Origin of the sequence: Undibacterium sp. SXout20W (assembly GCF_049340285.1) — a bacterium.
In the GTDB taxonomy this organism is placed as follows: domain Bacteria; phylum Pseudomonadota; class Gammaproteobacteria; order Burkholderiales; family Burkholderiaceae_D; genus Undibacterium.
Map to the genome: position 1 here is coordinate 119,898 of NZ_JBMPPH010000001.1, position 25,176 is coordinate 145,073.

Sequence of the window (25,176 nt, forward strand, 5' to 3'; positions counted from 1 at the left end):
ACTAAGTTTTATGGAAGTATCACGCATACGTGCCCTACGCGGCCCCAATCTCTGGAGCCACCATACGGCGGTAGAAGCCATCGTCACCTGCGATGAAGCGGAATATTCAATTGCCAAATTAGTCGGCTTTGAAGACCGCTTGCGTGCTTTATTCCCCGAGTTAAGCATTTTGCAACCTACTGGACATAATGATGCTATCCCTATGGCACATGTGTTTGAATTAACGACACTCGGACTTCAAGCGCAAGCGGGATGTCCTGTCACATTTAGTCGCACGACCCAGACCCTGGAACCAGGAATTTTTCAGGTAGTCGTTGAATATACTGAAGAATCAGTCGGTAGGCTCGCGTTAGAATTAGCTGAAAAACTGATCGCTGCAGCCCTCAATAACAGTAGTTTTGACTTAAACGCAGCCCTTGAACAATTGCGTGAACTTGATGAAGACGTGCGCTTGGGGCCATCAACTGGTGCCATCGTCAATGCTGCTGTCGCTCGCAATATTCCATACCGCCGTTTAACGAATGGCAGTCTGGTTGCGTTTGGATGGGGTTCTCGCCAGCGTAAAATTCAGGCAGCAGAAATGGATGGCACCAGCGCCATCGCTGAAGCCATCGCGCAAGATAAAGAATTAACCAAAAAATTATTGCATGCAGCTGGTGTTCCGGTACCAATGGGACGCTCAGTTGATAGCCCTGACGACGCCTGGGCGGCCGCTTTGGAAATTGGTCTGCCAGTCGTTATCAAACCCAAAGATGGCAACCAAGGTAAGGGCGTGACCGTCAACGTTACCACGCGCGAACAACTTGAAGCTGGCTACCATGCTGCATCAGAATTCCGAGATGATATTCTGGTCGAGCGCTTTTTGCCGGGTAATGATTTCCGTCTTTTAGTCATTGGCGACAAATTAGTTGCAGCAGCACGACGTGACCCACCGCAAGTTGTTGGCGATGGCAAACAATCGGTTCGTCAACTGGTGGAGCAAGTCAATAAAGATCCACGTCGCGGTAGTGGTCACTCCACCTCGCTGACCAAAATTCGGTTTGATGATATCGCACTGGCAAGTTTGGCAAAGCAAGGATTTGAAGCAGAATCGATTCCTCCAAAAGGTCAACGTGTTGTATTACGCAACAATGCCAACTTATCGACTGGCGGCGCGGCGACTGACGTTACGGACGATGTGCATCCGGAAGTTGCCGCACGTGCTGTGGCCGCAGCCCAAATGGTGGGGCTAGATATATGCGGCGTCGATCTGGTGTGCGATAGCGTCTTAAAACCCATCGAGACACAACGCGGCGGCATCGTCGAAGTCAATGCCGCACCAGGCTTGCGTATGCATCTATCACCGTCGTTTGGCAAAGGTCGTGCAGTTGGCGAAGCCATTATTAGCGCGATGTTTGAAGAGGGAGAAGATGGCCGCATCCCCATCGTGGCAGTCACGGGCACTAACGGTAAAACAACGACGGTTCGTTTGATTGCGCATTTAATGACCGCTAGCGGCTTGCGCACAGGCATGACCAATACTGATGGCGTCTATGTGGAAGGCCGCCAAATCGATAGCGGCGATTGCAGTGGTCCACGCAGTGCGCGCAATGTTCTTTCGCACCCTGACGTTGATGCTGCCGTATTTGAAACCGCACGCGGTGGCGTCTTGCGTGAAGGTCTGGCTTACGATCGTTGTCAAGTCGCCGTCATCACCAATATTGGGTCAGGCGATCACCTTGGATTGAATTACATTACAACCGTCGAAGACTTGGCTGTATTGAAACGTGTGATCGTTCAAAACGTTGCCGACAATGGATATGCTGTATTGAATGCAGCAGATCCTATCGTCGCTAACATGGCAGCCAATTGCCCATCAGCGGTGATCTTCTTTGCCGCTGACAAACAACATCCAGTGATTGCTGCTCATCGTGCTCAAGGTAAACGCGCCATTTACGTCGATAATGGCAATCTCTTCGCTGCCGAAGGAAAATCACGCGAATATATTCCATTGACGGACATTCCAATCACCCGCAATGGCAGCATCGGATTCCAGGTAGAAAACGTCATGGCTTCCGTTGCTGCAGCATGGGCAGTTGGTATCGACTGGGAGCATATCCGTGCAGGCCTGAAAACGTTCGCTAACGAGGCAGATAACGCCCCCGGACGCTTTAATGTTTTCAGCTATCGAGGCGCTACTCTGATTGCGGATTATGGTCATAATCCAGATGCTATTTTGGCACTGGTCAAAGCGGTCGAAACCATGCCAGCACAACGCCGTTCTGTCGTTATTAGCGGTGCAGGCGACCGACGTGATCAAGATATCCGCCAACAAACTGAGATTCTTGGTGAAGCGTTCGATGATGTCATCCTGTATCAGGATCAATGTCAACGTGGACGTGCCGACGGTGAAGTCGTTGCCCTTTTGAGAGAAGGTCTTAAAAGTGCAAGTAAAACGAGTCGTATCGATGAAATAAATGGCGAATTTGTCGCTATTGATTTGGCGATGGATCGCCTGAACCAAGGTGATTTGTGCTTGATCTTGATTGATCAAGTTGAAGAGGCGCTCGCACATATCGCAAAGCGTGTCGCCCAAAGTTAAGACGATCTAACTTATCCAATCAGTACAAGAAAGCCGGACATGATTTGAAATTCATGTCCGGCTTTTTATTTATTCGTTTCATCAATCTGTATCAAACGATAGTGATCAGGCAGTCGCCTCTTTCACTGCGCCAACTGCGCGAAAAACGTTGGCACCGCTCGCTAGCATATACAAGCCACTACAAAAAAAGATGCTCGCGATTAGTTTGGGGAAAATACTAAAAGAAGCACCTGGAAAAGTTCGCCAAACAATCACACTGACGATAGGAAAAAACAGACCAAATAACATGCGACCAAACCAGCCGGCATTCCCTTCGGCGCCGGTCACGCAATTTTTATAAGCAAGCGCATTAAACATGCCACTCTTATTTTTTCCTGCCAGCACGACCTCATTGCCTTCGTTGATTAACACTGGCTCTTTGGATTTTAGCGTCACCTGCTTATCACCGATCTGAAATATCGCGATATGCGTCGTACTCACTTCGCTTTCATTGCCACCACTGATACTGACAGTATTGCGTACACTCGCAGCATGTCCTTTAAGTCTATCCATCCTTGTCTCCATCTGATTTTTTTTAGAATTTACTTCATTTTTTAACCTCAAAACATTACTGCCTGGTACTACCCTACATTGCTAAACCAAATACGATTTGTTCACTGGCGATTGCCTTAATCGCGGGCCCAAAACTACGGATGTTCGATAAAGTTGCATTGTGATGTGCCCGTATCATTGATGCCGGCGCATGATCTTTATCATGCGTTGTATGCGCGTCTGCCACAAGAATAACCGGAAAACCCAATGCTGCAGCGCGGCGTGTGGTGGTATCAACACAAAATTCACTGGCGTAGCCACAAATCAATAATTGCTCCGTTCCCCATTGTGCGAGCAAACCCGCTAAAGACGTTGCTAAAAAAGAGTCAGGAGTTGTTTTTCTGAGAATCACATCCCCTTCTTCAACAATCAGATTTTGTTCTAATTGCCAGCTTTCGCTACCAAATTCTAATGCTGAGTCACTTGCCTCATGCTGCACAAAAATGACCGGCGTTGCCGCATACCTGGCACGTTCTGCCAAGGCATTGATGCGCGAGATCACCGTATCAGCCTCGAAGGGTCTGGGTTCTGGATCGAATAATCCCCGTTGAACATCAATCACCAGCAAAGCAGATTTCATCAAGCACTATCCTTAGAAAAGACGAAAAAAATACTCCAGACTTACATCCATTCAGACGCCGCAAAAAAATATACCAGGGAGGAGTATTTATAAGAGTCAGCATAATATAAAGCTAATCAAAGGCTTTTACCAAAATACAAGGGGAGTATATGAAACGACACATCACAATCACAGTCCAAAAAGAACTAAAGAGACGGCCAAAAAAGTTTATCAAGTCTCAGACGAAAATATGAATATGGCGCGAAATGAGAGTCTCTCAAATCAGCATCGATCGACCGCCGGCTTCGGCAGCAAGAACCCCTGCCAACGGTAAATGCTTATTCGTAGAGATATCACCATCTGCCATTAACGACGTATAGCGCAAACAGCACACCCGCAAAAAAGATGAGAAATTATCGATGTGACCGCGAAATTGGGTCAGCTCATCGTAAAGCTTGGTAATTAATTGATTCGTTGTCATGCCATCGCGCTCAGCGATTTCATGTAAGGTGGCCCAGAACATGTTTTCGAGGCGAATCGACGTCACGACGCCGTGTAAGCGCAATGAGCGCGCTTTTGATTCGTACAGACCAGGATCCGCTTTAACAAAAATCTCACACATAGATTCTCCCGCATATCATCCAGAAAACATCTCAATGCCTACCACGCTCACCCTGCACTTCCCGCGTTGCATTGAGACCCCGGGCAGATTTCTCGCTCCCCGGAGCCAATGCCTGCTGGAATCATGCCATGGTGTTTCTGAATTATACGGTCAGTGCCAGTTTTACAAATGTATATTTGTACCTAACAAAGTCAAAAATTGCGCCATCCAGGCGGGATTTGCGGGCCATGCAGGCGCTGTCACAAAATTCTTGTCAGTTACCGCCTCTGTCACTGCAATCTGTGCATAGTGTCCACCAGCAGCTTCGACTTCTGGTTGGCATGCCGGGTACGCTGAACAACGTATTCCTTCCAAAACTTTAGCGGCAGCTAAAATCTGTGCGCCGTGGCAAACCGCCGCAATTGGCTTTTTATGCTGTGCAAAGTGTTGAACAATAGCAATCACGCGTGGATTAAGCCGTAAAAATTCCGGTGCCCGGCCGCCGGGAATCAGCAAGGCATCGTAATCTTGTTCGTTGATTTGGGCAAAATCATGGGTAATAGTGAAGCGATGTCCAGGCTTTTCAGTATATGTTTGCTGCCCCTCAAAGTCATGAATTGCAGTAATGATAAAATCCCCCGCAATCTTATCTGGACTTACTGCATGCACTTGATGCCCCACCGTTAGTAACGTCTGGAATGGCACCATTACTTCGTAATCTTCTGCAAAGTCACCGACCAACATCAGAATTTTTTTACTTGCCATGATATCTCCATTAAATTGAGTTTATTATTTAATAATTAAGCTTATCTATTGGTGCAAAAAAACAAGCAATACGATCAAAACGAGCGTATAAGCTTTGCCACCGTCAAGCTGATGACACCAAACGAGGGACATGGCTTAGCGAATTACTTCATCACCAAATAGAAAATCATTGTTATTCGAATTGTCTTGGCGGTGGTAATGACGGGCTACTACATATTTTTTAAATTTTTTTGCCATATGTAGCAATAAATATCAACGTTTTGGAGAGCAGCTTCAGCGCTAAACTGTTAGTCGTATTAAAACCAACAACAAACTTGCATGACGCGCCAAAAATCATCGTAAGAAGAACGTTTCATCATGGATTTCGTATAAAATTCATTTGTGCAACATTAGCTATGGTGCTGATGTTCCACGGCAAAGAGTACACGGAGACAAAATGCCAGAAGTTGCCTCAATATTTAAGAATAAAGTACTGCTGCTATCACAGACTTTTTTCATCAAAGACAATAAAGACGAATTATTACTTTGTGCACACAAGTATGATTTTGACATCTTGTTTTTTGATCAGATGAGCGACTTTGTCACCGCGGTTGAAGGCTCTGAAGGTAATGATCTTTTTGTTATCGATCTTGATGTGTTGTATAACATGCAAAATGACATGTCACAACAACGTCGCCAAACGATGTTTTTGAGCGATTTATTGCAGCGCATTCCAGCGCATCAAAACTACGTCTACCTTCAAACTGTCCGGCAAGGTGAGCGTTTTCTGTTACAGCAAAAATTAGTCGAAAGCAATTGCCTCGCCTATGCTGAAAAGCCAATTACCAATGATGTGCTGGTTGATAAGCTTTTTAATTTGTTTGGTCTTCATAAACGCGGCGAAACAAACACCATTGTCTACCTTGGCGAAAATGCACCGCTCGATAACGACATGTTGACGCATCACAGTGTTGAACTAATTCAATGCTATGACGCTCGTTCATTGCATCTGCGCGTTAAAGAGACGCAGCCAGACATCGTTTTAATCAATGAAGCGCAATACCTAAATACAGAAGCTCTGGTTCGCGTCCTGAAAAAGAATATTGAATTCGATCCGGGACGTGAAATTATCATGCTGCAAAATCAGCCTGAACCAACATTGGCACGCAAAGCGCTTGATAGTGGCTTTGATGAAATTTTGAATGCAACTGATAGTGACGTCCTGACACGCCAGGTGCTTAATCGAATTAATAAAATCCGTGCGAGCAAAGACCTGATCAGCCGCGATCGCGCGACTGGGCTACTGAATAAAGTAGGTCTGCAAAATAAAGCACTAGACATGATACGCCGCGCCGCACGCCTCGATAAACCGTTGGCTTATGGCATCATTGACATCGATAAGTTCAAAACTATTAACGATACGTGGGGTCATTATTTCGGTGACATCGTCATTAAGCGTTTATCTCTGATTTTATCGGCACAATTAGGTGAGTTCGACTTACTCAGTCGTTTCGGTGGCGAAGAATTTGTCGCCGTTTTTTGGGATTGCGATTTGGAGCAAGGAAAACAAAAACTAGACGCGATGCGTGAATCTTTTGGCAAAATCGCCTTTGAGGTCACCGCGGATGAAATCAAACATTTCAGCTTCAGTGGCGGTGTTGCTGATTTTCCAAGTTTTAAGACTGAAAACGATCTGTTCCTGCATGCAGACGCGATGCTCTACCAGGCAAAACAAGGGGGTCGCAATCAGATCTGCATTGGTGCGCCTGCTTCCAGACATTAAGCACCTTGCCATCAGCTCACCAGACATTCAACTAAGTTTGAAGCACAGTCCTCGACCTCAGTTAATTGGTCTTAATGCTTCTTAGTTTTACTTCGTTTCAAATACGGACAGAGCTATTCCAATAGAAGGTCTCAGCTCTATCCGTATCCAACACATTGATTACTTACCGAGTTGCGTCGGCATCGCGGGCGCGTTCTTCAACTTGATGTCTTGGTAAGTTTTTAGTTTTTCCATCACGTTATTAATTGCCGCATCCAGTTGTGGGTCATTGCCGCGATTTACTTCCGTCGGATCAAGATCAACATCGATATCAGGACTCACCCCCTCATTTTCAACGACCCATTTTCCTTCAGGTGAAAAAACCCGGAAAAATGGTACGACCAAGCTACCGCCATCAATCAATTCAGGATTCGCAGAAATACCAATCAAGCCGCCCCAGGTACGCTTTCCAATCAGACTTCCTAAACCAAGTCGCTTAAATGCATACGGTAAAAAGTCACCTCCAGAGCCAGCATCCTGATCAATCAACATGGCCTTAGGGCCATAAATTGCGGTGCCCGGAGACTCATAGACCAAGCCATCTCGATCTTTCCAACCGGCCAGATATTGGCGATTCAAGATGTCGGTTACATAATTGGCAGCCTGGCCGCCACTATTACGGCGATCATCAATAATCAAGGCTGTCTTATCTGCTTGCGCATAAAACATACGGTTGAAGTATTGATAGCCATCAGACCCTGTATCAGGCAAATACACATAAGCGACCCTACCGTTCGATTTACGTTGAACGTATTCACGATTTTTCTCTATCCATTGCCACTGACGCAAACTAGCTTCATTTGCAATAGGCTCGACGATGATGTCATGTGTCTTTTTGGATGCGAGGTCTCGACAGATGGTCAATCTGACTTGCTTATCCACGGTATTTTCAAATAGGGAATACACATTTGTTTGCGGATCTAAGGATTTACCATTGACTGCAAGAAGAAAATCACCTTCTTTCACATCGAGTCCTGGCACTGCCAGCGGCGCTTTCAAAAACGGATTCCAGCGGTCACCACGGAATATTTTAGCAATCCGCACATGCCCTTGTTCCAGACTGAAATCTGCACCTAACAAACCGAGCTCGGTACTGTTCTCGTGATGCACATCACCGCCACCGACCCGATTGTGACCAACCTGCAATTCGGCGATCATTTGCACCAATATGGTGTTCAAATCTTCACGCCGTTGAACATCTTTTAACAATGCATGATAGCGGCTATAGATCTTGTCCCAATCGATGCCATGCAAATTTGGATCGTAGAAAAATTCTTTTTCCATCCACCAGGTCTCATTAAAAATTTGCTGCCACTCTGCTCGTGGATCAATCCGCATTTTCAATCCAGATAAGCTGACCGCTTTAGGTTCAATTTTTTCAGCAGCGTCAGCAATTTCCAGCTTTGCACCCTCGGATCGCAACAAGATTTTTTTACCGTCAGCACTCAGGCTATAGTTTGCAATACCAATCTTGATTAATTTAGTTTTTTTATCGTCGAAATTGAAGCGCATTAAACTAGCGGAGTTCGCATTGCGTTCTTTCGGAGGATCATTGCTGATACCGGGTTGTGGATGATCCAGATAAAACAAGCCACCATCTGCAGCAACCAGCAAAGAATCAATATTCTTTTCCGCCACCGGCAAGGCAACGATTCGTTGCTGTATGTTTGCCAAATCAATGTGGACTGGCTTCACATTTTTTTTTGTTGCGTCGTCAGCTTTATTGCTCGACTTTTCGCCAGAACTGGCAGCCGCCTTTACATCATCTTTTTTTGCTTCGTTTTTTGCATCGTTTTTTGCATCTTTTTTTGCATCTTTTTTTGCATCGTTCTTATCTTCGTGTTCATCCTTTGAATTCTCGTCATCCGATTTTGGCAATAGCGGTGACTTTCCATTTGCAGCCAGCACTACAGCGTAAATACCGTTACGCAAAGGACGTTCTTGCGTTGACATATCCAGTCCAACCTGAGTCGGGCCAGAATTATTAGATGATGTGAAATATAAATAATCACCTTGCGCAAACGCAGGGTTATCCGCGTGACTCAAGCCATCCGTCAGCGGCGTATTCTTACCAGTTGTAAAGTCATGTAGTTTAATTTGCGAGAAATGATTCGCACCAACCACGGTATAGGCTAACCAACGGCTATCATTGGAAAATGAAAACGCTACGTGCGTGCGACGGGCGCTTTCGTCAATCGTTGACATCTTTCCATCTGCGATGTTCAATACAAAAATATGCAAATGATTGTCTTCAAACAGGATCTTTTGACTATCGGGAGACCAGCCCAATAAATGAAAATAGCCACTCTTTCCTAAGGAATAGGACTTAGCTGTATCAACACCAGTTTGTTCACGCAAAATAATGCTGTGATGGATACCAGCATCAGACAAATAGGCAATATGTTGACCGTCAGGGCTCCAAATTGCGTCCTTTTCCCTGATACCGTCGCTGGCCGTCAAATTGCGTACTGAACCATCTTTCACAGGGACAGTAAATACATCACCTCGCGCAGTGATCACAACACGTTTGCCAGTCGGTGACAAACTAGCGGAGGTAAGATTGGCACTGGCATCCTTCCATTGCGGACGCGCCTGATCCGTCTGACCAATTTGTGAACTCAAATCAATCGATAGATTGCGCGTAGTGCGGTTTTCAGTATTAAATTCTTTTAAAACACCACCGGCCTCATACACAATGGTCTTTCCAAATGTACTAAGGCTACGAACATCCCATTCAGTTTCTTTGGTCAGTTGTGTCACTGCTTTTGAACGACGATTATAGGAAAATAAATTAGCTGCGCCATCGTTACGATCAGAAATAAAATAGACATCGTCGCCGATCCAGACGGGTGCTTTATCAGTCGCATTTTCATGCGGAATTTTTTCTAATTGATTGGCTTTGACATCCATAATCCAGATTGGCGGCGTTGATCCTCCACGATGTTGGCGCCAACCGCTGTTACCGTTATAGGCCTGCGACATCGGTCGATAAGCAAGATATTTACCGTCCGCTGACCAATTGCCTTCATAGGCGATTGCCTGCATGACTTTATGCTCGAAGCCACCCTCAATGGAGACTTCATATAATTGTGTACTCCGACTGTTACTAATTTCACGCGCCGAAGAGAATAAGACACGTTTACTATCGGGACTCCAACCTACTGCCAAGTCGATACCCGGATGCCAGGTCAAGCGCTTAGGTGTACCACCCGTAGCGGGCATCACATAGACGTCAGTATTGTTGTCATATGAAGCTGAAAATGCGAGCCATTTACCATCGGGCGAAAATACCGGAGAAAACTCTGCAGCCGGATGGCTCGTCAAGCGAACTGGATGTTGACCGTCGCGATCGGCAAGCCAAATATCGCCGGCATACACAAAAGCCAGATGGTCACGTGATAAGCTTGGTTGGCTTAATAAACCAGTATCAGCGAATGCTAAGCCGCCAGAAAAGCTCGTGCTTACGACGAGGCTTATCAAGGTCATTTTTAATCGCTTTTGCATTATATTTGTCTCCGTTGTAGTTTGGACAGGCCTAGAACCAAGTCGATTTTGCGTTAAATTACATGCGTATTGAGAGTCAAAATCTCAAATTAGTTCAATAAAAACAATAATTTATCACTATTTTGCTTTCACCAGAGTGGCGTTTTCAGTATGTCAAACAAAAAAAATCCTGAGCCTCACCTCAGGATTTTTTCCGATACTGCTCCTATTATTTACCGGTAATAACACCGATGACATCATGCCCTCCGGCACCAAACAATAACTCTTTGAGATGTCCTAGTTGATCACGTACCTGTGCAGCTTTTTCAAACTCCAGATTTTTTGCATGATCCAGCATTAATTTTTCAAGACGTTTAATTTCGCGACTAATCTGCTTCTCGCTCATCATCTCGTACTTGGCCTGTTCTTGCGCCACTGCCAAATCTTCTTTCGCTTCTTGTGGATTGTAGACACCATCAATGATGTCTTTAATCTGCTTGCGAATACCCGTTGGCGTGATATTGTTTTCCAGATTAAATGCAAGCTGTTTGTTGCGGCGGCGTTCCGTCTCTCCCATCGCTCTGCGCATCGAATCCGTAATTTTATCGGCGTACAGAATTGCTTTGCCGTGCAAATTTCGGGCTGCGCGGCCAATAGTCTGAATTAAGCTACGCTCAGAACGCAAGAAACCTTCCTTGTCCGCATCCAAAATTGCCACCAAAGATACTTCGGGAATATCCAAGCCCTCACGCAGCAAGTTAATGCCGACTAATACATCAAAGGTTCCGAGGCGCAAATCACGAATAATTTCAACCCGCTCAACCGTATCTATGTCGCTGTGCAAATAGCGTACTTTAATACCATTTTCGCCTAAAAATTCGGTTAATTGCTCAGACATCCGCTTTGTCAACGTGGTGACTAAAACACGTTCGTTTTTCTTCACCCTATCGGTGATCTCTCCCATCAAATCATCCACTTGCGTCAATGCAGGACGAACTTCGATTTCCGGATCAACCAGTCCCGTGGGGCGCACCACTTGCTCGACCACTTGGTCGGCGTGTTGATGTTCGTATTCACCAGGTGTCGCGGAAACGAAAACCGTTTGACGCAATTTGCTCTCAAACTCGGCGAACTTCAGCGGGCGATTATCAAGCGCCGACGGCAGACGAAAACCATAATCTACCAAATTTGTTTTACGCGCGCGGTCGCCGTTATACATGCCGTTAAGCTGTCCGGTCAGCACATGCGACTCATCCAGAAACATGAGTGCATCTGCGGGCAAATAATCCACCAATGTCGGCGGTGGCTCACCCGCTTTGGCACCACTCAAATGCCGGGAATAGTTTTCAATCCCCTTGGTAAAACCAATTTCGGCCATCATTTCTAAATCGAAGCGAGTGCGCTGTTCGATCCGCTGCTCTTCAATCAATTTATTCTCACGACGGAAGAAGTCCAATCGTTCACGCAATTCTTCTTTAATCGTTTCAATGGCGCGAAGAACGGTTTCGCGTGGCGTCACATAATGCGATCCCGGATAGACGGTAAAGCGGGCGATTTTTTGTTTAATCCGTCCGGTCAATGGATCAAATAATTGCAGATTCTCAATTTCGTCATCGAACATTTCCACGCGCACGGCCAATTCAGCATGTTCAGCAGGAAAAATATCAATCGTGTCGCCACGGACGCGGAAAGTGCCACGGCCAAAATCAACTTCATTACGGGAATATTGCATTTGGATCAAGCGCGCAATCACATCTCGCTGACTGACTTTATCCTTGGTTCGCAACGTCAAAATCATCTTATGGTATTCGCTGGGATTACCAATACCGTAAATTGCCGAGACTGTGGCAACAATAATAACGTCGCGCCGCTCCATCAAAGATTTCGTGCATGACAAACGCATTTGCTCAATATGTTCATTGATTGCCGAATCTTTCTCAATGAACAAATCACGTTGTGGGACATAGGCCTCTGGCTGGTAATAATCGTAGTAGGAAACAAAGTATTCAACCGCGTTACGTGGAAAAAATTCACGAAATTCACTATACAACTGCGCCGCCAGCGTCTTATTTGGGGCAAAAATAATAGCTGGCCGACCTGTCCGCGCGATTACATTGGCCATCGTGTAGGTTTTACCCGAGCCGGTGACACCCAATAATGTTTGAAAAAAAAGGCCATCTTCAATCCCTTCTACCAATTTGGCGATCGCTGCTGGTTGGTCACCTGCGGGTTGAAACATCTGGTACAACTGAAAAGCTGAATTGGGAAAGGAAATAAACTTTGATTCATCCAAAGTTTCAGATAAAGCGACTGAATTCACTGGTGCTACCGCCATGATGCTCCTACCTTTGTTAAAATATGAGGCTGTCATAGAACTTACTCAAACAGGCTGCTTTGCGTCATACCCTCACGCAACTCGTGCGCCATTGGTATTGATCCGTACCATCGTCTTTGGCTTATCTAGCCAGAAAGTTTTTGCGTAAGTTTTATGTGTTGCAATACTGACTACTATTATTAATTCATACCAACCTTCGCTGTCGACAACGACAGACAATTATCCATATTATCACGATGACCGCTCTTGCCTCCTCCCCTCTGTTTTCTGCCATCGAAATGGCACCGCGTGATCCTATCCTTGGGATCACGGAAGCCTTTAATGCCGACAAAAACCCAGCCAAGGTCAATCTTGGTGTCGGTGTGTACTACGACGATAACGGTAAAGTTCCATTATTAGAATGCGTTAAAAAAGCCGAAGCCATATTGATTGAAAAGTATGCACCACGCACCTACTTACCAATCGAAGGGCTGGCTGCTTACGATAAAGCGGTTCAGGAATTGGTCTTTGGCGCAGACAGTGCCGTTGTCACAGAAAAACGTGCGATCACCGCTCAAGCAATTGGTGGTACAGGTGCCCTCAAATTAGGTGCAGACTTCCTGCAACGCTTCTCTCCGAATTCCGAAGTCTGGATCAGTGATCCAAGCTGGGAAAACCACCGCGCATTATTTGAATCCGCAGGATTTAAGGTCAATGCTTACCCTTACTATGACGCCAGCACCCGTGGTGTGAATTTTGCCGGGATGCTTGATGCACTCAATACCATGCCAACCGGCTCTATCGTGCTGCTGCACGCATGCTGCCATAATCCTACCGGTGCAGACTTAACAGATGAGCAATGGACACAAGTCATCAGCGTCGTTACACAACGCGGATTGATTCCATTCCTCGACATGGCTTACCAAGGTTTTGGTGACGGTATTGAAGCGGATGGCCAAGTAGTACGCCGTTTTGCCGAAGCCGGCGGTGCTTTATTTGTGTCTAACTCATTTTCAAAATCCTTCTCGTTGTACGGCGAGCGGGTAGGCGCTTTGAGCATTGCTGCCAGCAGCGCCGAAGAGGCAGCGCGTATTCTTTCGCAATTAAAACGGGTAATCCGCACCAACTACTCGAATCCCCCATCCCATGGCGGTCAAGTTGTGGCAACCGTTTTAGCCACGCCCGAATTGCGCCAATTGTGGGAAGAAGAATTAGCCGCCATGCGCGTTCGAATTCGCGAGATGCGTAAGGCGTTTGTCGAAAAATTAAAGACCCATGCGCCTCAGCAAAACTTTGATTTCGTCATGCAACAACGCGGCATGTTCTCGTACTCTGGCCTGACGAAGGAACAAGTCGGCCTGCTCCGTGACAACAATTCTATTTATGCGGTCGACACCGGTCGTATTTGCGTCGCTGCATTAAACAACAAGAACATCGATCAAGTTATTGCATCGATTGCAAAGGTTTTGTAATTGAAAAAGTGCCGAACCGTTGACAACTAAGGCTTCGGCGCATATAATCTTTGTCTCTGTTCCCTGATAGCTCAGTCGGTAGAGCGACGGACTGTTAATCCGCAGGTCCCTGGTTCGAGTCCAGGTCGGGGAGCCACAGAATTCGAAGTACGTAGTGAACTTAATAAAAAATCACTGCAAAAAAAGTTTTACGAAGATTTTATCTTCTATTCCCTGATAGCTCAGTCGGTAGAGCGACGGACTGTTAATCCGCAGGTCCCTGGTTCGAGTCCAGGTCGGGGAGCCAAATTTTTAGGGCTTAACATTTTTGTTAAGCCCTTTTTCTTCGCCAGAATTTTTTGAAGCTATTTGAAGTGATTGGAAACTACTTTGGATAGACCTCGATTTTTTCAGGTTCGTGCATTCCAAGCAATTGAAATGTCACTTCCAGACACCGCTGCCAGTCTGTTTCAGTGTGGTCAGCTCCCCAGCAGTTCTTAAGTTCTACATCGATATTCTATTGCTGAATCTCGCTTTGTTAATCCATACGATAACTTATCCATAGTTCCGACAGGGCCCGCGGCACTATGTTCCATGCATGGCGATGACGATTGACGAGTGCGAGATTTCAGCCTTCCCCTTCTTTTTTATCCTTTCGTCGACTATCCTGTCTATTGAGCAAAATTTGCTACCCTTACGCCTAACGTACAATTAGTCCTAACCGTCATAACCGCGTCACATTTGTAGATTAATCTTGCCGTAAATCAAGTTTTTCCGATCGCATTTTTAGTTACAATCATATCGTGCCCAAACTCATCTCCCCTGCGATTCGTCTGATGCAAGGTTTTCGCATCGGACACAAAGTTGCTTTTGTTGCCACCGCATTTGCTATCCCTCTGTTCGTGGTCGTCGCGTTGTTATTTAGCGAAATGCAGACAGAAGTGGCCGCTGCCAAGAAAAAACAAACGGCGATTCAACAGATTCAAGAGTATCAATCTCTGCAAAGTGAAATCAGAAAATACCGTGCTCTGGTACACATGCAGACAACAGGAAACAAGCAAATTGCTGATGCAATCAGCGCAAATAAATTAAGCACCGAAAAAGTAGCAAATAAACTTAGTGATAAAGGCGCCTCGGAGGAATTCAAAAAACAGTGGCAAAGCATCACTTCCAAACAAGCATCAATGAAATCTGCTGAAAGTTTTGCCCAATACAGCAAATTGCTCGATGCTCTACATCAAAAAATAACAAGCACCGCCTACAGTAGCAAATTAGCGCTGGACAGCGATTTCACGACGCATGAGTTAGCAGGAATTTACCTGACCAATGTGCCATCGATTACCGACAAATTATCAGTAATGGCTGGTCGCGGTGCCGCTTATATTGATAGCGGTCTGTTTGAAGCTGGCGAGGACGTTACGTTGAATTCATTACAGATGTTAGCGCGTCAAGAAATCAAACAATTAACAGAACAAACGCAATCACTTGAAAAAGAAAATCCGTCCTATAAAGCGAATCTGGATAATTTGCGCGCAAACTTGGGACTAAGTCTGAAGTTCCTTGATCGTGCGCAGGACGAAGTACTGGCATCGGTGAATCAAAGTTCTGGCAATGCCTTCCTGGCAGCAGGTCAGGAAGGCATTGATAAATTATTCGAATCAGAAAGTGCATTATCACAACTCGTCAATGCACGATTAGAATCCCACATCACAGAATTAAATCATAAGATTTTTAGAATGTTTGGGGCAATTATTGTCCTCGTTTTATTGGCGGGCTACTTCTTATTAGGTATTTATTTTTCATTCGCTCGAGATATTGCGATACTCGCGACTGCTATTGCGAAAACCGCTGACGGCGACTTACAACATACAGCGACGAGTGACGGAAAGGATGAGCTTGCCCAACTAATCAATGCGATCGGAAAAATGAATCTTGGCCTAAGCAACCTGGTCGACAACATCCGCACAGGCGCAGAAAATATCAATAACATAGCCAAAGAGATCTACGAAGAAAACATTGACTTAGCAAGCCGCACGGAGCATCAGGCTGGCGCACTACAACAAACGGCGAGTTCAGTTGAAGAACTCACCAGCACCATTAAGGAGAACGCAGGCAACCTGTCGCAAGCAAGCTCCCTGATAGATTCATCGGCAGAATCAGTACAGCATGGCTTACAAGTCATGGAAAAAGCAATAACGACGATGCAAGACGTCACGGCGACATCACGTAAAATTTCCGAGATCATTGGTGTTATGGATGGAATTGCATTCCAAACAAATATTCTGGCCCTAAATGCCGCAGTCGAAGCAGCACGTGCTGGACAGGAAGGTCGTGGCTTCGCAGTAGTTGCGAGTGAAGTTCGAAATCTTGCACAGCGAAGCGCCAATGCCGCCAAAGAAATCAAAGGTTTAATTGTATCTTCCGGCGAGGCGATTCAAAACGGCAGCAACATGATCAATACTGCTGGCAAGACCATGCGCGAGATTGCAGAGAACGTCGATCAGGTCACTGATTTAATCAAACATGTCAGCAGCGCAAGCCAAGAACAAAGTGCTGGCATCTCTAACGTTAATGAGGCAATCAACAGCATCGATGAGATCACTCAGCATAACGCCGCCTTGGTCGAACAAGCAAGCAAGTCGACGAACAATCTGGAAGGCCAGGCGAGCGAATTAAATGCTGCTGTCAGCGTGTTCAAAACCCAGCATTCAAGCTATGAGCAAAGCGCTACTGTAAAGCTCGTAAAAAAGATGCGTGGCACTGAGATTAAACCTAAGAAAAATCATCTGAAGAGAATCGCTTAAATTAAGTGAAAGCTGTTGGCAAAAAAAATCCCCGACCAATGATCGGGGATTTTTTTTCAAGCCTGGATTAGGGTACTAAGAGTGTCAGTATATCCCGCAACTCATCTCTGATTTGATGCAAATTAACTGGAATTTCATCCGGCTCATCAACGTTCACCTGTAATCGCCCAGAACTCGCGAGTAGCTTATTACGTGCGCCATTAATTGTGAAGCCCTGCTCATACAATAGCTCACGAATGCGGCGTATTAACAAGACTTCATGATGTTGATAGTAACGCCGATTACCTCGGCGCTTAACCGGCTTTAGTTGAGAAAACTCTTGCTCCCAATAGCGCAATACATGTGGTTTTACACCACATAATTCACTCACCTCGCCTATTGTAAAATAGCGCTTAGCTGGAATCGGTGGCAAAACGACAGTTTCAATCTTAATTTCAGTCATGGGTATGTTTAAGCGGCATGAGCAAGAGGTTGAACACTAGCATCATCAACCATGCCTTTCAACTTCTGACTAGCATGGAAAGTTACAACACGACGGGCGGTGATAGGAATTTCTTCGCCGGTCTTTGGATTTCGCCCCGGACGCTGAGGTTTATCACGTAACTGAAAATTGCCAAAGCCTGACAATTTTACGGCTTCACCCCTCTCCAAGGCATCGCGAATTTCATCGAAAAAAGTTTCAACCATATCTTTGGCTTCGCGCTTATTCAAGCCAACTTGCTCAAAAAGCAATTCAGCTAACTCAGCTTTGGTCAGGGTTGGCAATTCTTTTTCCGCCTGAGAACGCGCCCTCGCTTGTAGCATCGCACGGTTTAAATCAGCATCCAAAACCGATTGAAATTCAGCGGAATTTACGTCATTCATTATCAAACTCATCTAATCTTTATCAGGCAATGCCAGTTATGCAATTAACGTAACTTAGCCGAAAACTTCTGGCCAGCCGCGGAGGTCAGAGCAGCCATTGCCGTTTCAACTCTGTCATCTTGTAAGGTAGTTTGAGTATCTTGCAAGCTAAAGCGGAATGCAAGACTTTTTTCATCTGCTTCCAAACCTTTACCGCGATATTCATCAAACAAAACAATGGCTTGCACAATTTTACAGACTTCATTATTGTGCGCTTCCGCCTTAAATACATCGAGCAAATCTTGCACCGCAACGCCTTGTTTTACGACCAATGCCAGATCACGTGTGACCGCCTGGAACTTAGAAATCTCATGGTAAACCGGGACACTCACTGTCTGCAATGCTAAAGTTTCCACTTCAAATACCACCGGTGCCAATGGCAGGTCATATTTTTGTTGCAGGCGCGGATGTAATTCACCAATGAAGCCGATGTGTTTACCATCACATTCTATGCTTGCGCTACGTCCAGGATGCAATGCAACGTGTTCAGTTTTGACAAAACGTAAAGCTTTAGGTGCAAACAAAGCCTCTAAGTCGGCTTTCACATCAAAAAAGTCGACGTTGCGCTGTGCTGCGCCCCACTGCTCTTCTACAACCGGCCCATAGGCCAGCGCAGACAGATGCTTAGGTTGATGATAACCAGCGACCGACAAAGCACCATCAGCGACCGCCTGATCACGCAAATAGACTGCACCGATTTCGAAAATACGGACGCGGTTAACTTTACGGTTCAGGTTGTAACGTGCATTCGCGATCAGGCTACCGATCAGATTCGTGCGCATCACACCCATCTGGCTTGCAATGGGATTCAATAATTTGATCGGCGCATCGTTACCTGCAAAGTCTTTTTCCCATGCTTCTTCGACAAAGCTATAGTTGACGACTTCTTGATAATCCTGATCTGCGATTAAACGACGAATTGCAAACAATGAACGCTCATTTTCAGGTGCGATCAACATCGCGCTGGCAGCCACAGGTGGCAAAGCAGGGATATTTTCAAAACCATAAACACGCGCTACTTCTTCGATCAGATCTTCTTCGATTTCGATATCGAATCGATATGATGGCGGCGTCACCAGGAACTCCCCATCCTGATGCGTGAATTGCAAATTCAAACGCGTAAAAATATCCGCAATCGCAGCATCAGTCAGAGGTACACCGATGACTTTTTGTGCACGAGCAGTACGCAATTTAACTGGCAAACGCTGTGGCAGATTGACGATCTGATCATCCACTGGCCCAACCTTGACTTGCTCAGTGCCACCGCAGATTTCAACGATCAAAGCAGTAATACGTTCGATGTGCTCAACGATGTTTTCGAAGTCAACGCCACGCTCAAAACGATGTGCGGCATCGGTAGAGAAATTGAAACGACGAGACCGACCTTGAATTGCGTTCGGCCACCAGAATGCGGCTTCCAGATAAATATTTTGCGTATCCAGTGTCACGGAAGTTGAATCACCACCCATGATACCAGCCAGAGATTCAATCTCTTTATCGTCAGCAATGACACCGATCCATTCATCAACCTCAACGGTATTGCCGTTCAGCAGCTTGACTGACTCGCCAGTTTTACCCCAGCGCACATCCATTCCACCGTGAATCTTATCGAGATCAAATACGTGTGAAGGACGACCTAGTTCTAACATCACATAGTTAGAGATATCGACCAATGCAGAGATAGGACGCTGACCACTGCGCTCCAGACGCTGCTTCATCCATTCTGGCGTTGCCGCTTTCGCGTTCACGCCGCGTATTACGCGACCACAGAAGCGACCGCATAAATCTGGCGCGGAAACTTTGACTGGCAAAATTTCATCCAGTGTTACCGGAATTGCCTTGGTCGTAGGCAGATGCATAGGTGTGCCCGTCAAAGCAGACACCTCACGTGCCACACCTAATACGGACAAGCAATCCGCTTTATTTGGGGTCAGCTTGATGGTGAATTTCAAATCATTGAGCTGATAGTAATCACGGAAATTCTGACCAACTGGCGCATCCGCCGGCAGATCCATCAAACCACCGGCATCATCCGATAATTTCAATTCGCGGGCGGAGCACAACATACCTTGCGATTCAACGCCGCGCAGCTTACCAACTTTAATTTCGAATGGCTTACCGTCCGCGCCTGGTGGCAAAATCGCGCCAGCCATCGCACATGGCACACGCATGCCGACGCGCACGTTAGGCGCACCGCAAACGATGTTTAACAAGGTGCCAGTACCAACATCTACCTGACAGACATTCAAGCGATCCGCATCAGGATGCTTAGCGATTTCGCGAATTTCCGCGACAACAACATTATTAAAAGGAGGAGCCACAGGCTCAACTTCTTCGACCTCTAAGCCCGACATGGTCAACAGATGAGAGAGTTCATCCGAGGACATTTTCGGATCAACCATGGTACGAAGCCAGTTTTCAGAAAATTGCATAATTCAGCCGTCTAATGTGAGATGCCTGAGCGCAGTGCGCTCGAAAAATTTAGTTGAATTGCTTCAGGAAGCGCAAGTCGCCTTCATAGAACAGGCGCAGATCGTTGACGCCATAACGTAACATCGTCAAACGTTCGAGGCCTGAACCAAAAGCAAAGCCGATATAAGTTTCCGGATCAAGACCCATGTTGCGAATCACGCTAGGGTGCACTTGACCAGAGCCGGAAACTTCAAGCCAACGACCTTTCAACGGACCGCTACCGAAAGCGATATCGATTTCGGCCGATGGTTCTGTAAATGGGAAGTACGATGGACGGAAACGAACCTGCAAATCATCGGTTTCAAAAAAAGCTTTGACGAAGTTCAGATACACACCTTTCAGATCGGCAAAGCTGATATTTTCTGCAATCCATAAACCCTCAACCTGATGGAACATCGGTGAGTGCGTTGCATCGCTATCGACGCGATAAGTGCGGCCTGGTGCGATGACTTTGATCGGCGGTTTGTTCATGCGCGCATAACGCACTTGCATAGGGCTAGTATGAGTACGCAGCAATAACTGCTTACCTTGACTATCTTTGCCATCAATATAAAACGTATCTTGCATAGAACGCGCCGGGTGATTTTCCGGGCTGTTTAATGCAGTGAAGTTGGTCCAGTCGGTTTCGATTTCCGGACCATCGGCCACGTCAAAACCAATCGAACGGAAAATTTCTTCTACCCGTTGCCAGGTACGCATCACAGGGTGAATCCCCCCCACGCCACGGCCGCGACCAGGTAAGGTCACGTCGATCGCTTCTGCGTTCAGACGTGCTTGCAATTGGGCATTGGCGAGCGCATCACGGCGCTCTGTCAATGCTGTTTCAATTTGCACTTTGGCGGCGTTAATGACCGCGCCTTGTGTCTTACGTTCATCTGGTGAGAGTTTGCCCAGACTTTTCATTTGTTCGGTAATCTGGCCACTTTTGCCCAGATATAAGGCTTTCGCATTTTCCAGCGCAGCGGCATCTGCTGCCGCAAGAAAATCAGCACAGGCTTGGCTGACGATTTGGTCTAAAGGGTTCATGCGTTGTTCCCGCTTACAAACTGATAATGATAGAACTTTTACAAAATTGATCCAAGCAGAGGTTCTGCGACACTAAGAAAAATATCTTTAGCACATTCACCAGGCCAGAGCAGATTAATAAAAAGTTCTCAATGCGCTGAAAACAAAACGGGGCATAGGAATCAACCTCTGCCCCGCTTGATAGATGCGATATGCAGAACATATCGCAAGCGACTACAAATTACTAATTACGCAGCCAGGTTGGCTTTAACTTGATTAACAATCGCAGCAAATGCTGGTTTGTCCATCACAGCCATGTCTGCCAGTACTTTACGGTCGAGTTCAATAGAAGCTTTTTTCAAGCCATTCATGAACACGCTGTAAGTCATACCGTGTTGACGTGTTGCTGCGTTGATACGAGTAATCCACAGTGCGCGGAATACGCGTTTCTTGTTGCGGCGATCGCGGTATGCGTATTGGCCAGCGCGCATAACAGCTTGCTTAGCAATACGGTAAACCTTACTACGACGACCACGGTAACCTTTTGCAAGGTTTAAAACTTTCTTATGACGGGCACGAGCTGTAACCCCACGTTTTACTCTAGGCATAATAACTCCTTAATAATGAGTATGAGGTTAAGCTGTAGGCATCATGCGCATTACGGATACCATGTTGGTGTCATGAACACCTACGGAACCGCGCAATTGACGTTTGTTTTTGGTAGTTTTCTTAGTCAAGATATGACGTTTGAAAGCTTGACCGCGTTTAACGGTACCACCTGGACGTACGCGGAAGCGCTTTTTTGCGCTGCTTTTCGTCTTCATTTTTGGCATAGCACTATCTGTCTATTACGACAGCCTCATTTTATATGATGGTAGGTGGCAGCAACGATCGCTACTCTTGGATGCCTACTTCTCACTTATGTGACCTGCTACTTTCATAGCAGGTCTTTCGCAATACGCATCAAACGCACATCGCAAAATTCTTTTTTTACTACTTTAAAACAAATTACTTCTTTTTCTTCGGCGCCAGAATCATGACCATCTGACGACCTTCCATTTTTGGAAATTGCTCTACCTGACCATACGGTTCCAGATCCAGCTTCAGACGTTCGAGAACGCGCATACCGATTTCCTGGTGCGCCATTTCACGACCACGGAAACGCAGAGTGATCTTGGTTTTATCGCCATCATCAAGGAACTTGATCAAATTACGCAGTTTGATGTTGTAATCACCATCATCAGTACCAGGGCGGAATTTCACTTCTTTCACCAAAATGACTTTTTGTTTCAATTTGGCTTCATGAGCTTTCTTCTGCTCTTGGTACTTAAACTTGCCGTAATCCATCAAACGACAAACTGGAGGTTGCGCGGTTGGTGCAATCTCCACCAAATCCACATTAGCCTCTTCGGCCAAGCGGAAGGCTTCACCCAGTTTAACGATCCCCAGAGGTTCGTTATCAACGCCAGACAAGCGCACTTCAGGCGCGGTAACTTCACCGTTGATACGATGTGTTCTTTCGGTAGCTATTGCAGTTTCCTTTAAAAAATAAAATCTTCACCGTGCCATCTCCCTCAAAAAGGGAGATTGCTGACTGATCTGTTAAACCTTGTTTGCTATCTCGTCTTGAAGGCGAGAAATGAAGGCATCCAGAGGCATTACCCCCAGATCCAGATTGCCACGCGTACGCACAGCCACTGTGTTGGCATCCCGTTCTTTATCGCCAATTACTAAGATGTAAGGTAATTTTTGAATAGAATGCTCGCGTATTTTATATGTAATCTTCTCATTACGCAAATCAGTATTTACTCTAAACCCTTGTTTTTTCAGGTTTTCTGCAACTTCCTTAGTATATTCTGCTTGCGACTCAGAGATATTCAACACAGAAACTTGCACTGGCGCCAACCATAAAGGCAAGGCTCCAGCGTGATTTTCTATCAAAATACCAATAAAACGTTCCATAGAACCAACAATTGCCCGGTGCAACATAACAGGCACTTTGCGGCTATTGTCGTCAGCGACATATTCCGCCCCCAGACGTCCTGGCATGAAGAAGTCAACCTGCATCGTCCCAACTTGCCATGGACGACCCAAGCTATCTTTCAGGTGATATTCAATCTTAGGACCATAAAACGCCCCCTCACCTGGCAATTCTTCCCACTCAGTTACGCCGCAGCTACGCAAGCCCGCACGTAGAGTCTCTTCTGCTTTATCCCAGATTTCATCAGTACCAATGCGATTATCTGGACGCAGAGCAAGCTTGATAGCGATATTTTTGAAACCAAAATCATGATAGACCTTCATGGCCTGTGGATGGAATGCGATTACGTCATCCTGAATTTGCTCTTCAGTACAGAAAATATGTCCATCATCCTGAGTAAAACCGCGTACACGCATGATGCCATGCAAAGCACCAGATGGCTCATTGCGATGACATTGGCCGAATTCACCAAAGCGCAAGGGCAGATCACGGTAGCTCTTCATACCCGAATTAAAAATCTGCACGTGACCAGGACAATTCATCGGCTTGAGCGCATACGCACGGTTTTCCGATTCAGTGATGAACATGTTGTCTTTGTAATTAGCCCAGTGACCGGTCTTATTCCACAGACTACTATCAAGAATCTGTGGCCCCTTCACTTCCTGATAACCACAGTCTTGATAGACTTTCCGCATATACTGCTCAATTTGTTGCCAGATAGTCCAGCCTTTTGCATGCCAAAATACAAGACCAGGTGCTTCATCCTGGAAATGGAACAAGTCCAATGCTTTACCAAGTTTGCGGTGATCACGCTTTTCCGCCTCTTCCAGCATATGCAAGTATTGTTCTTGATCTTCCTTTTTAGCAAATGCAGTGCCGTAAATACGTTGCAACATTTCGTTTTTGGAATCGCCGCGCCAGTACGCGCCAGCCAACTTCATCAACTTGAACACTTTCAATTTACCAGTCGACGGCACATGAGGGCCGCGACACAAATCAGTGAAGCTGCCTTCTGTGTACAAAGAAACATCCTGATCCGCCGGAATCGATTCAATGATTTCCGCCTTATACGCCTCACCAATCGACTTAAAGTAAGCAACCGCCTCATCGCGCGGCAAGACCTTGCGAGTAACTTGCTCATCCTTCTTAGCCAATTCAGCCATTTTCTTTTCAATCAACACCAGGTCATCGGGTGTGAATGGCCGCTTGTACGAGAAGTCATAGTAAAAGCCGTTTTCAATCACCGGGCCGATCGTGACCTGCGCCTCGGGAAACAACTCCTTCACAGCGTAAGCCAACAAATGCGCTGTCGAGTGACGAATCACGTCAAGACCATCTACATCTTTATCAGTGACAATCGCCAGCTCGACATCATTCTCAATTAAATAAGACGTATCAACCAACTTACCATCAACACGACCAGCCAATGCAGCCTTGGCCAGACCCGCACCAATGCTGGCTGCAACTTGCGCAACCGTTACCTGCGCATCGAATTGTCGTTGCGAACCATCAGGAAGTTTTACTGAGACCATATCACTCTCCAAAGAGAAAGAAGTTTGCTAAAAAAGGGAATTAAAAAATGCAGACGAAAAAAAAGCACGGCTAGCCGTGCTTTTTCACATTTGATACCGACGAAAAAGATCCTCGACTAGAGTCGCTCCCAAACCATTTGCGTGGTAGTTCGCGGTGTCATAACCAGGATGCCTTTCTCGCTCTTATCTAAAGGTACTACTAAATTCTATGGTAGACACGATTGGACTCGAACCAACGACCCCTACCATGTCAAGGTAGTGCTCTAACCAGCTGAGCTACGCGTCTAAAGAAACGAGAGTATAGCAGAAACAGGGAAATAATTACTAGCCCCC

At 46.1% G+C, this 25,176-nt stretch carries 18 protein-coding genes and 3 tRNA genes; 6 read left to right on the forward strand and 15 right to left on the reverse strand.

Going from position 1 to position 25,176, the window contains the following annotated elements:
* Positions 1–10: 10 nt before the first annotated feature.
* On the forward strand, positions 11–2,581 hold the full coding sequence (gene cphA / locus ACO0K1_RS00640) for a cyanophycin synthetase (protein WP_423021899.1): 2,571 nt from the start codon (positions 11–13) through the stop codon (positions 2,579–2,581).
* Between the two features lie 105 nt (positions 2,582–2,686).
* On the opposite strand, the gene ACO0K1_RS00645 is transcribed toward cphA, so the two are convergent.
* From ACO0K1_RS00645 to ACO0K1_RS00660, 4 genes are all read right to left on the reverse strand, one after another.
* Positions 2,687–3,133 (reverse strand): hypothetical protein, encoded by a 447-nt coding sequence (locus ACO0K1_RS00645; RefSeq protein WP_423021900.1) that lies wholly within the window; start codon positions 3,131–3,133, stop codon positions 2,687–2,689.
* A 73-nt stretch (positions 3,134–3,206) separates the two neighbouring features.
* Positions 3,207–3,752 (reverse strand): cysteine hydrolase family protein, encoded by a 546-nt coding sequence (locus tag ACO0K1_RS00650; RefSeq protein WP_423021901.1) that lies wholly within the window; start codon positions 3,750–3,752, stop codon positions 3,207–3,209.
* A 256-nt stretch (positions 3,753–4,008) separates the two neighbouring features.
* Entirely contained in the window at positions 4,009–4,353 is a 345-nt protein-coding gene (locus ACO0K1_RS00655; protein WP_423021902.1) for a ribbon-helix-helix domain-containing protein, read from the reverse strand.
* A 162-nt stretch (positions 4,354–4,515) separates the two neighbouring features.
* Positions 4,516–5,097, reverse strand: coding sequence for a DJ-1/PfpI family protein (locus tag ACO0K1_RS00660; RefSeq protein WP_423021903.1), 582 nt, complete (start codon positions 5,095–5,097; stop codon positions 4,516–4,518).
* 436 nt (positions 5,098–5,533) lie between these two features.
* Between ACO0K1_RS00660 and ACO0K1_RS00665 the strand changes: the two genes are divergently transcribed.
* Positions 5,534–6,859, forward strand: coding sequence for a diguanylate cyclase (locus ACO0K1_RS00665; protein WP_423021904.1), 1,326 nt, complete (start codon positions 5,534–5,536; stop codon positions 6,857–6,859).
* A 159-nt stretch (positions 6,860–7,018) separates the two neighbouring features.
* Here ACO0K1_RS00665 and ACO0K1_RS00670 read toward each other — a convergent pair whose 3' ends face one another.
* Both ACO0K1_RS00670 and uvrB read right to left on the reverse strand, forming a co-directional pair.
* Positions 7,019–10,402, reverse strand: a complete 3,384-nt coding sequence (locus ACO0K1_RS00670) for a S41 family peptidase (RefSeq protein ID WP_423021905.1) — start codon at positions 10,400–10,402, stop codon at positions 7,019–7,021.
* A 208-nt stretch (positions 10,403–10,610) separates the two neighbouring features.
* A complete protein-coding gene (gene uvrB, locus ACO0K1_RS00675) occupies positions 10,611–12,716 on the reverse strand; it encodes an excinuclease ABC subunit UvrB (protein ID WP_423021906.1) in 2,106 nt (701 codons plus the stop codon).
* Between the two features lie 236 nt (positions 12,717–12,952).
* Between uvrB and ACO0K1_RS00680 the strand changes: the two genes are divergently transcribed.
* The 4 genes from ACO0K1_RS00680 (at position 12,953) to ACO0K1_RS00695 (ending at position 16,950) form a co-directional block, all read left to right on the forward strand.
* The gene (locus ACO0K1_RS00680) at positions 12,953–14,167 is read left to right on the forward strand and encodes an aromatic amino acid transaminase (RefSeq protein ID WP_423021907.1); all 1,215 of its coding nucleotides are present in this window, start codon (positions 12,953–12,955) and stop codon (positions 14,165–14,167) included.
* Positions 14,168–14,227: 60 nt separating this feature from the next.
* Positions 14,228–14,303, forward strand: a tRNA-Asn gene (locus ACO0K1_RS00685).
* A gap of 74 nt (positions 14,304–14,377) precedes the next feature.
* Positions 14,378–14,453, forward strand: a tRNA-Asn gene (locus ACO0K1_RS00690).
* 496 nt (positions 14,454–14,949) lie between these two features.
* Positions 14,950–16,950, forward strand: coding sequence for a methyl-accepting chemotaxis protein (locus ACO0K1_RS00695; RefSeq protein ID WP_423021908.1), 2,001 nt, complete (start codon positions 14,950–14,952; stop codon positions 16,948–16,950).
* Between the two features lie 67 nt (positions 16,951–17,017).
* Here the strand turns inward: ACO0K1_RS00695 and ACO0K1_RS00700 are convergent, their stop codons facing one another.
* From ACO0K1_RS00700 to ACO0K1_RS00740, 9 genes are all read right to left on the reverse strand, one after another.
* Positions 17,018–17,392, reverse strand: coding sequence for a MerR family transcriptional regulator (locus ACO0K1_RS00700; protein ID WP_423021909.1), 375 nt, complete (start codon positions 17,390–17,392; stop codon positions 17,018–17,020).
* 8 nt (positions 17,393–17,400) lie between these two features.
* The gene (locus ACO0K1_RS00705) at positions 17,401–17,814 is read right to left on the reverse strand and encodes an integration host factor subunit alpha (RefSeq protein ID WP_423021910.1); all 414 of its coding nucleotides are present in this window, start codon (positions 17,812–17,814) and stop codon (positions 17,401–17,403) included.
* 44 nt (positions 17,815–17,858) lie between these two features.
* Positions 17,859–20,285, reverse strand: coding sequence for a phenylalanine--tRNA ligase subunit beta (pheT, locus tag ACO0K1_RS00710; protein WP_423021911.1), 2,427 nt, complete (start codon positions 20,283–20,285; stop codon positions 17,859–17,861).
* Between the two features lie 49 nt (positions 20,286–20,334).
* Positions 20,335–21,351, reverse strand: coding sequence for a phenylalanine--tRNA ligase subunit alpha (gene pheS, locus ACO0K1_RS00715; protein ID WP_423021912.1), 1,017 nt, complete (start codon positions 21,349–21,351; stop codon positions 20,335–20,337).
* 227 nt (positions 21,352–21,578) lie between these two features.
* Positions 21,579–21,938, reverse strand: a complete 360-nt coding sequence (gene rplT / locus ACO0K1_RS00720) for a 50S ribosomal protein L20 (protein WP_186911883.1) — start codon at positions 21,936–21,938, stop codon at positions 21,579–21,581.
* Positions 21,939–21,965: 27 nt separating this feature from the next.
* Positions 21,966–22,163, reverse strand: coding sequence for a 50S ribosomal protein L35 (gene rpmI, locus ACO0K1_RS00725; protein ID WP_110253942.1), 198 nt, complete (start codon positions 22,161–22,163; stop codon positions 21,966–21,968).
* A 175-nt stretch (positions 22,164–22,338) separates the two neighbouring features.
* Positions 22,339–22,860 carry a translation initiation factor IF-3 gene (infC, locus tag ACO0K1_RS00730; protein WP_186911918.1) on the reverse strand — a complete coding sequence of 174 codons (522 nt, stop codon included), beginning with the start codon at positions 22,858–22,860 and terminating at the stop codon, positions 22,339–22,341.
* Between the two features lie 72 nt (positions 22,861–22,932).
* A complete protein-coding gene (thrS, locus tag ACO0K1_RS00735; RefSeq protein WP_423021913.1) occupies positions 22,933–24,843 on the reverse strand; it encodes a threonine--tRNA ligase in 1,911 nt (636 codons plus the stop codon).
* 209 nt (positions 24,844–25,052) lie between these two features.
* Positions 25,053–25,129: transfer RNA gene (locus ACO0K1_RS00740), tRNA-Val, on the reverse strand.
* Positions 25,130–25,176 lie beyond the last annotated feature (47 nt).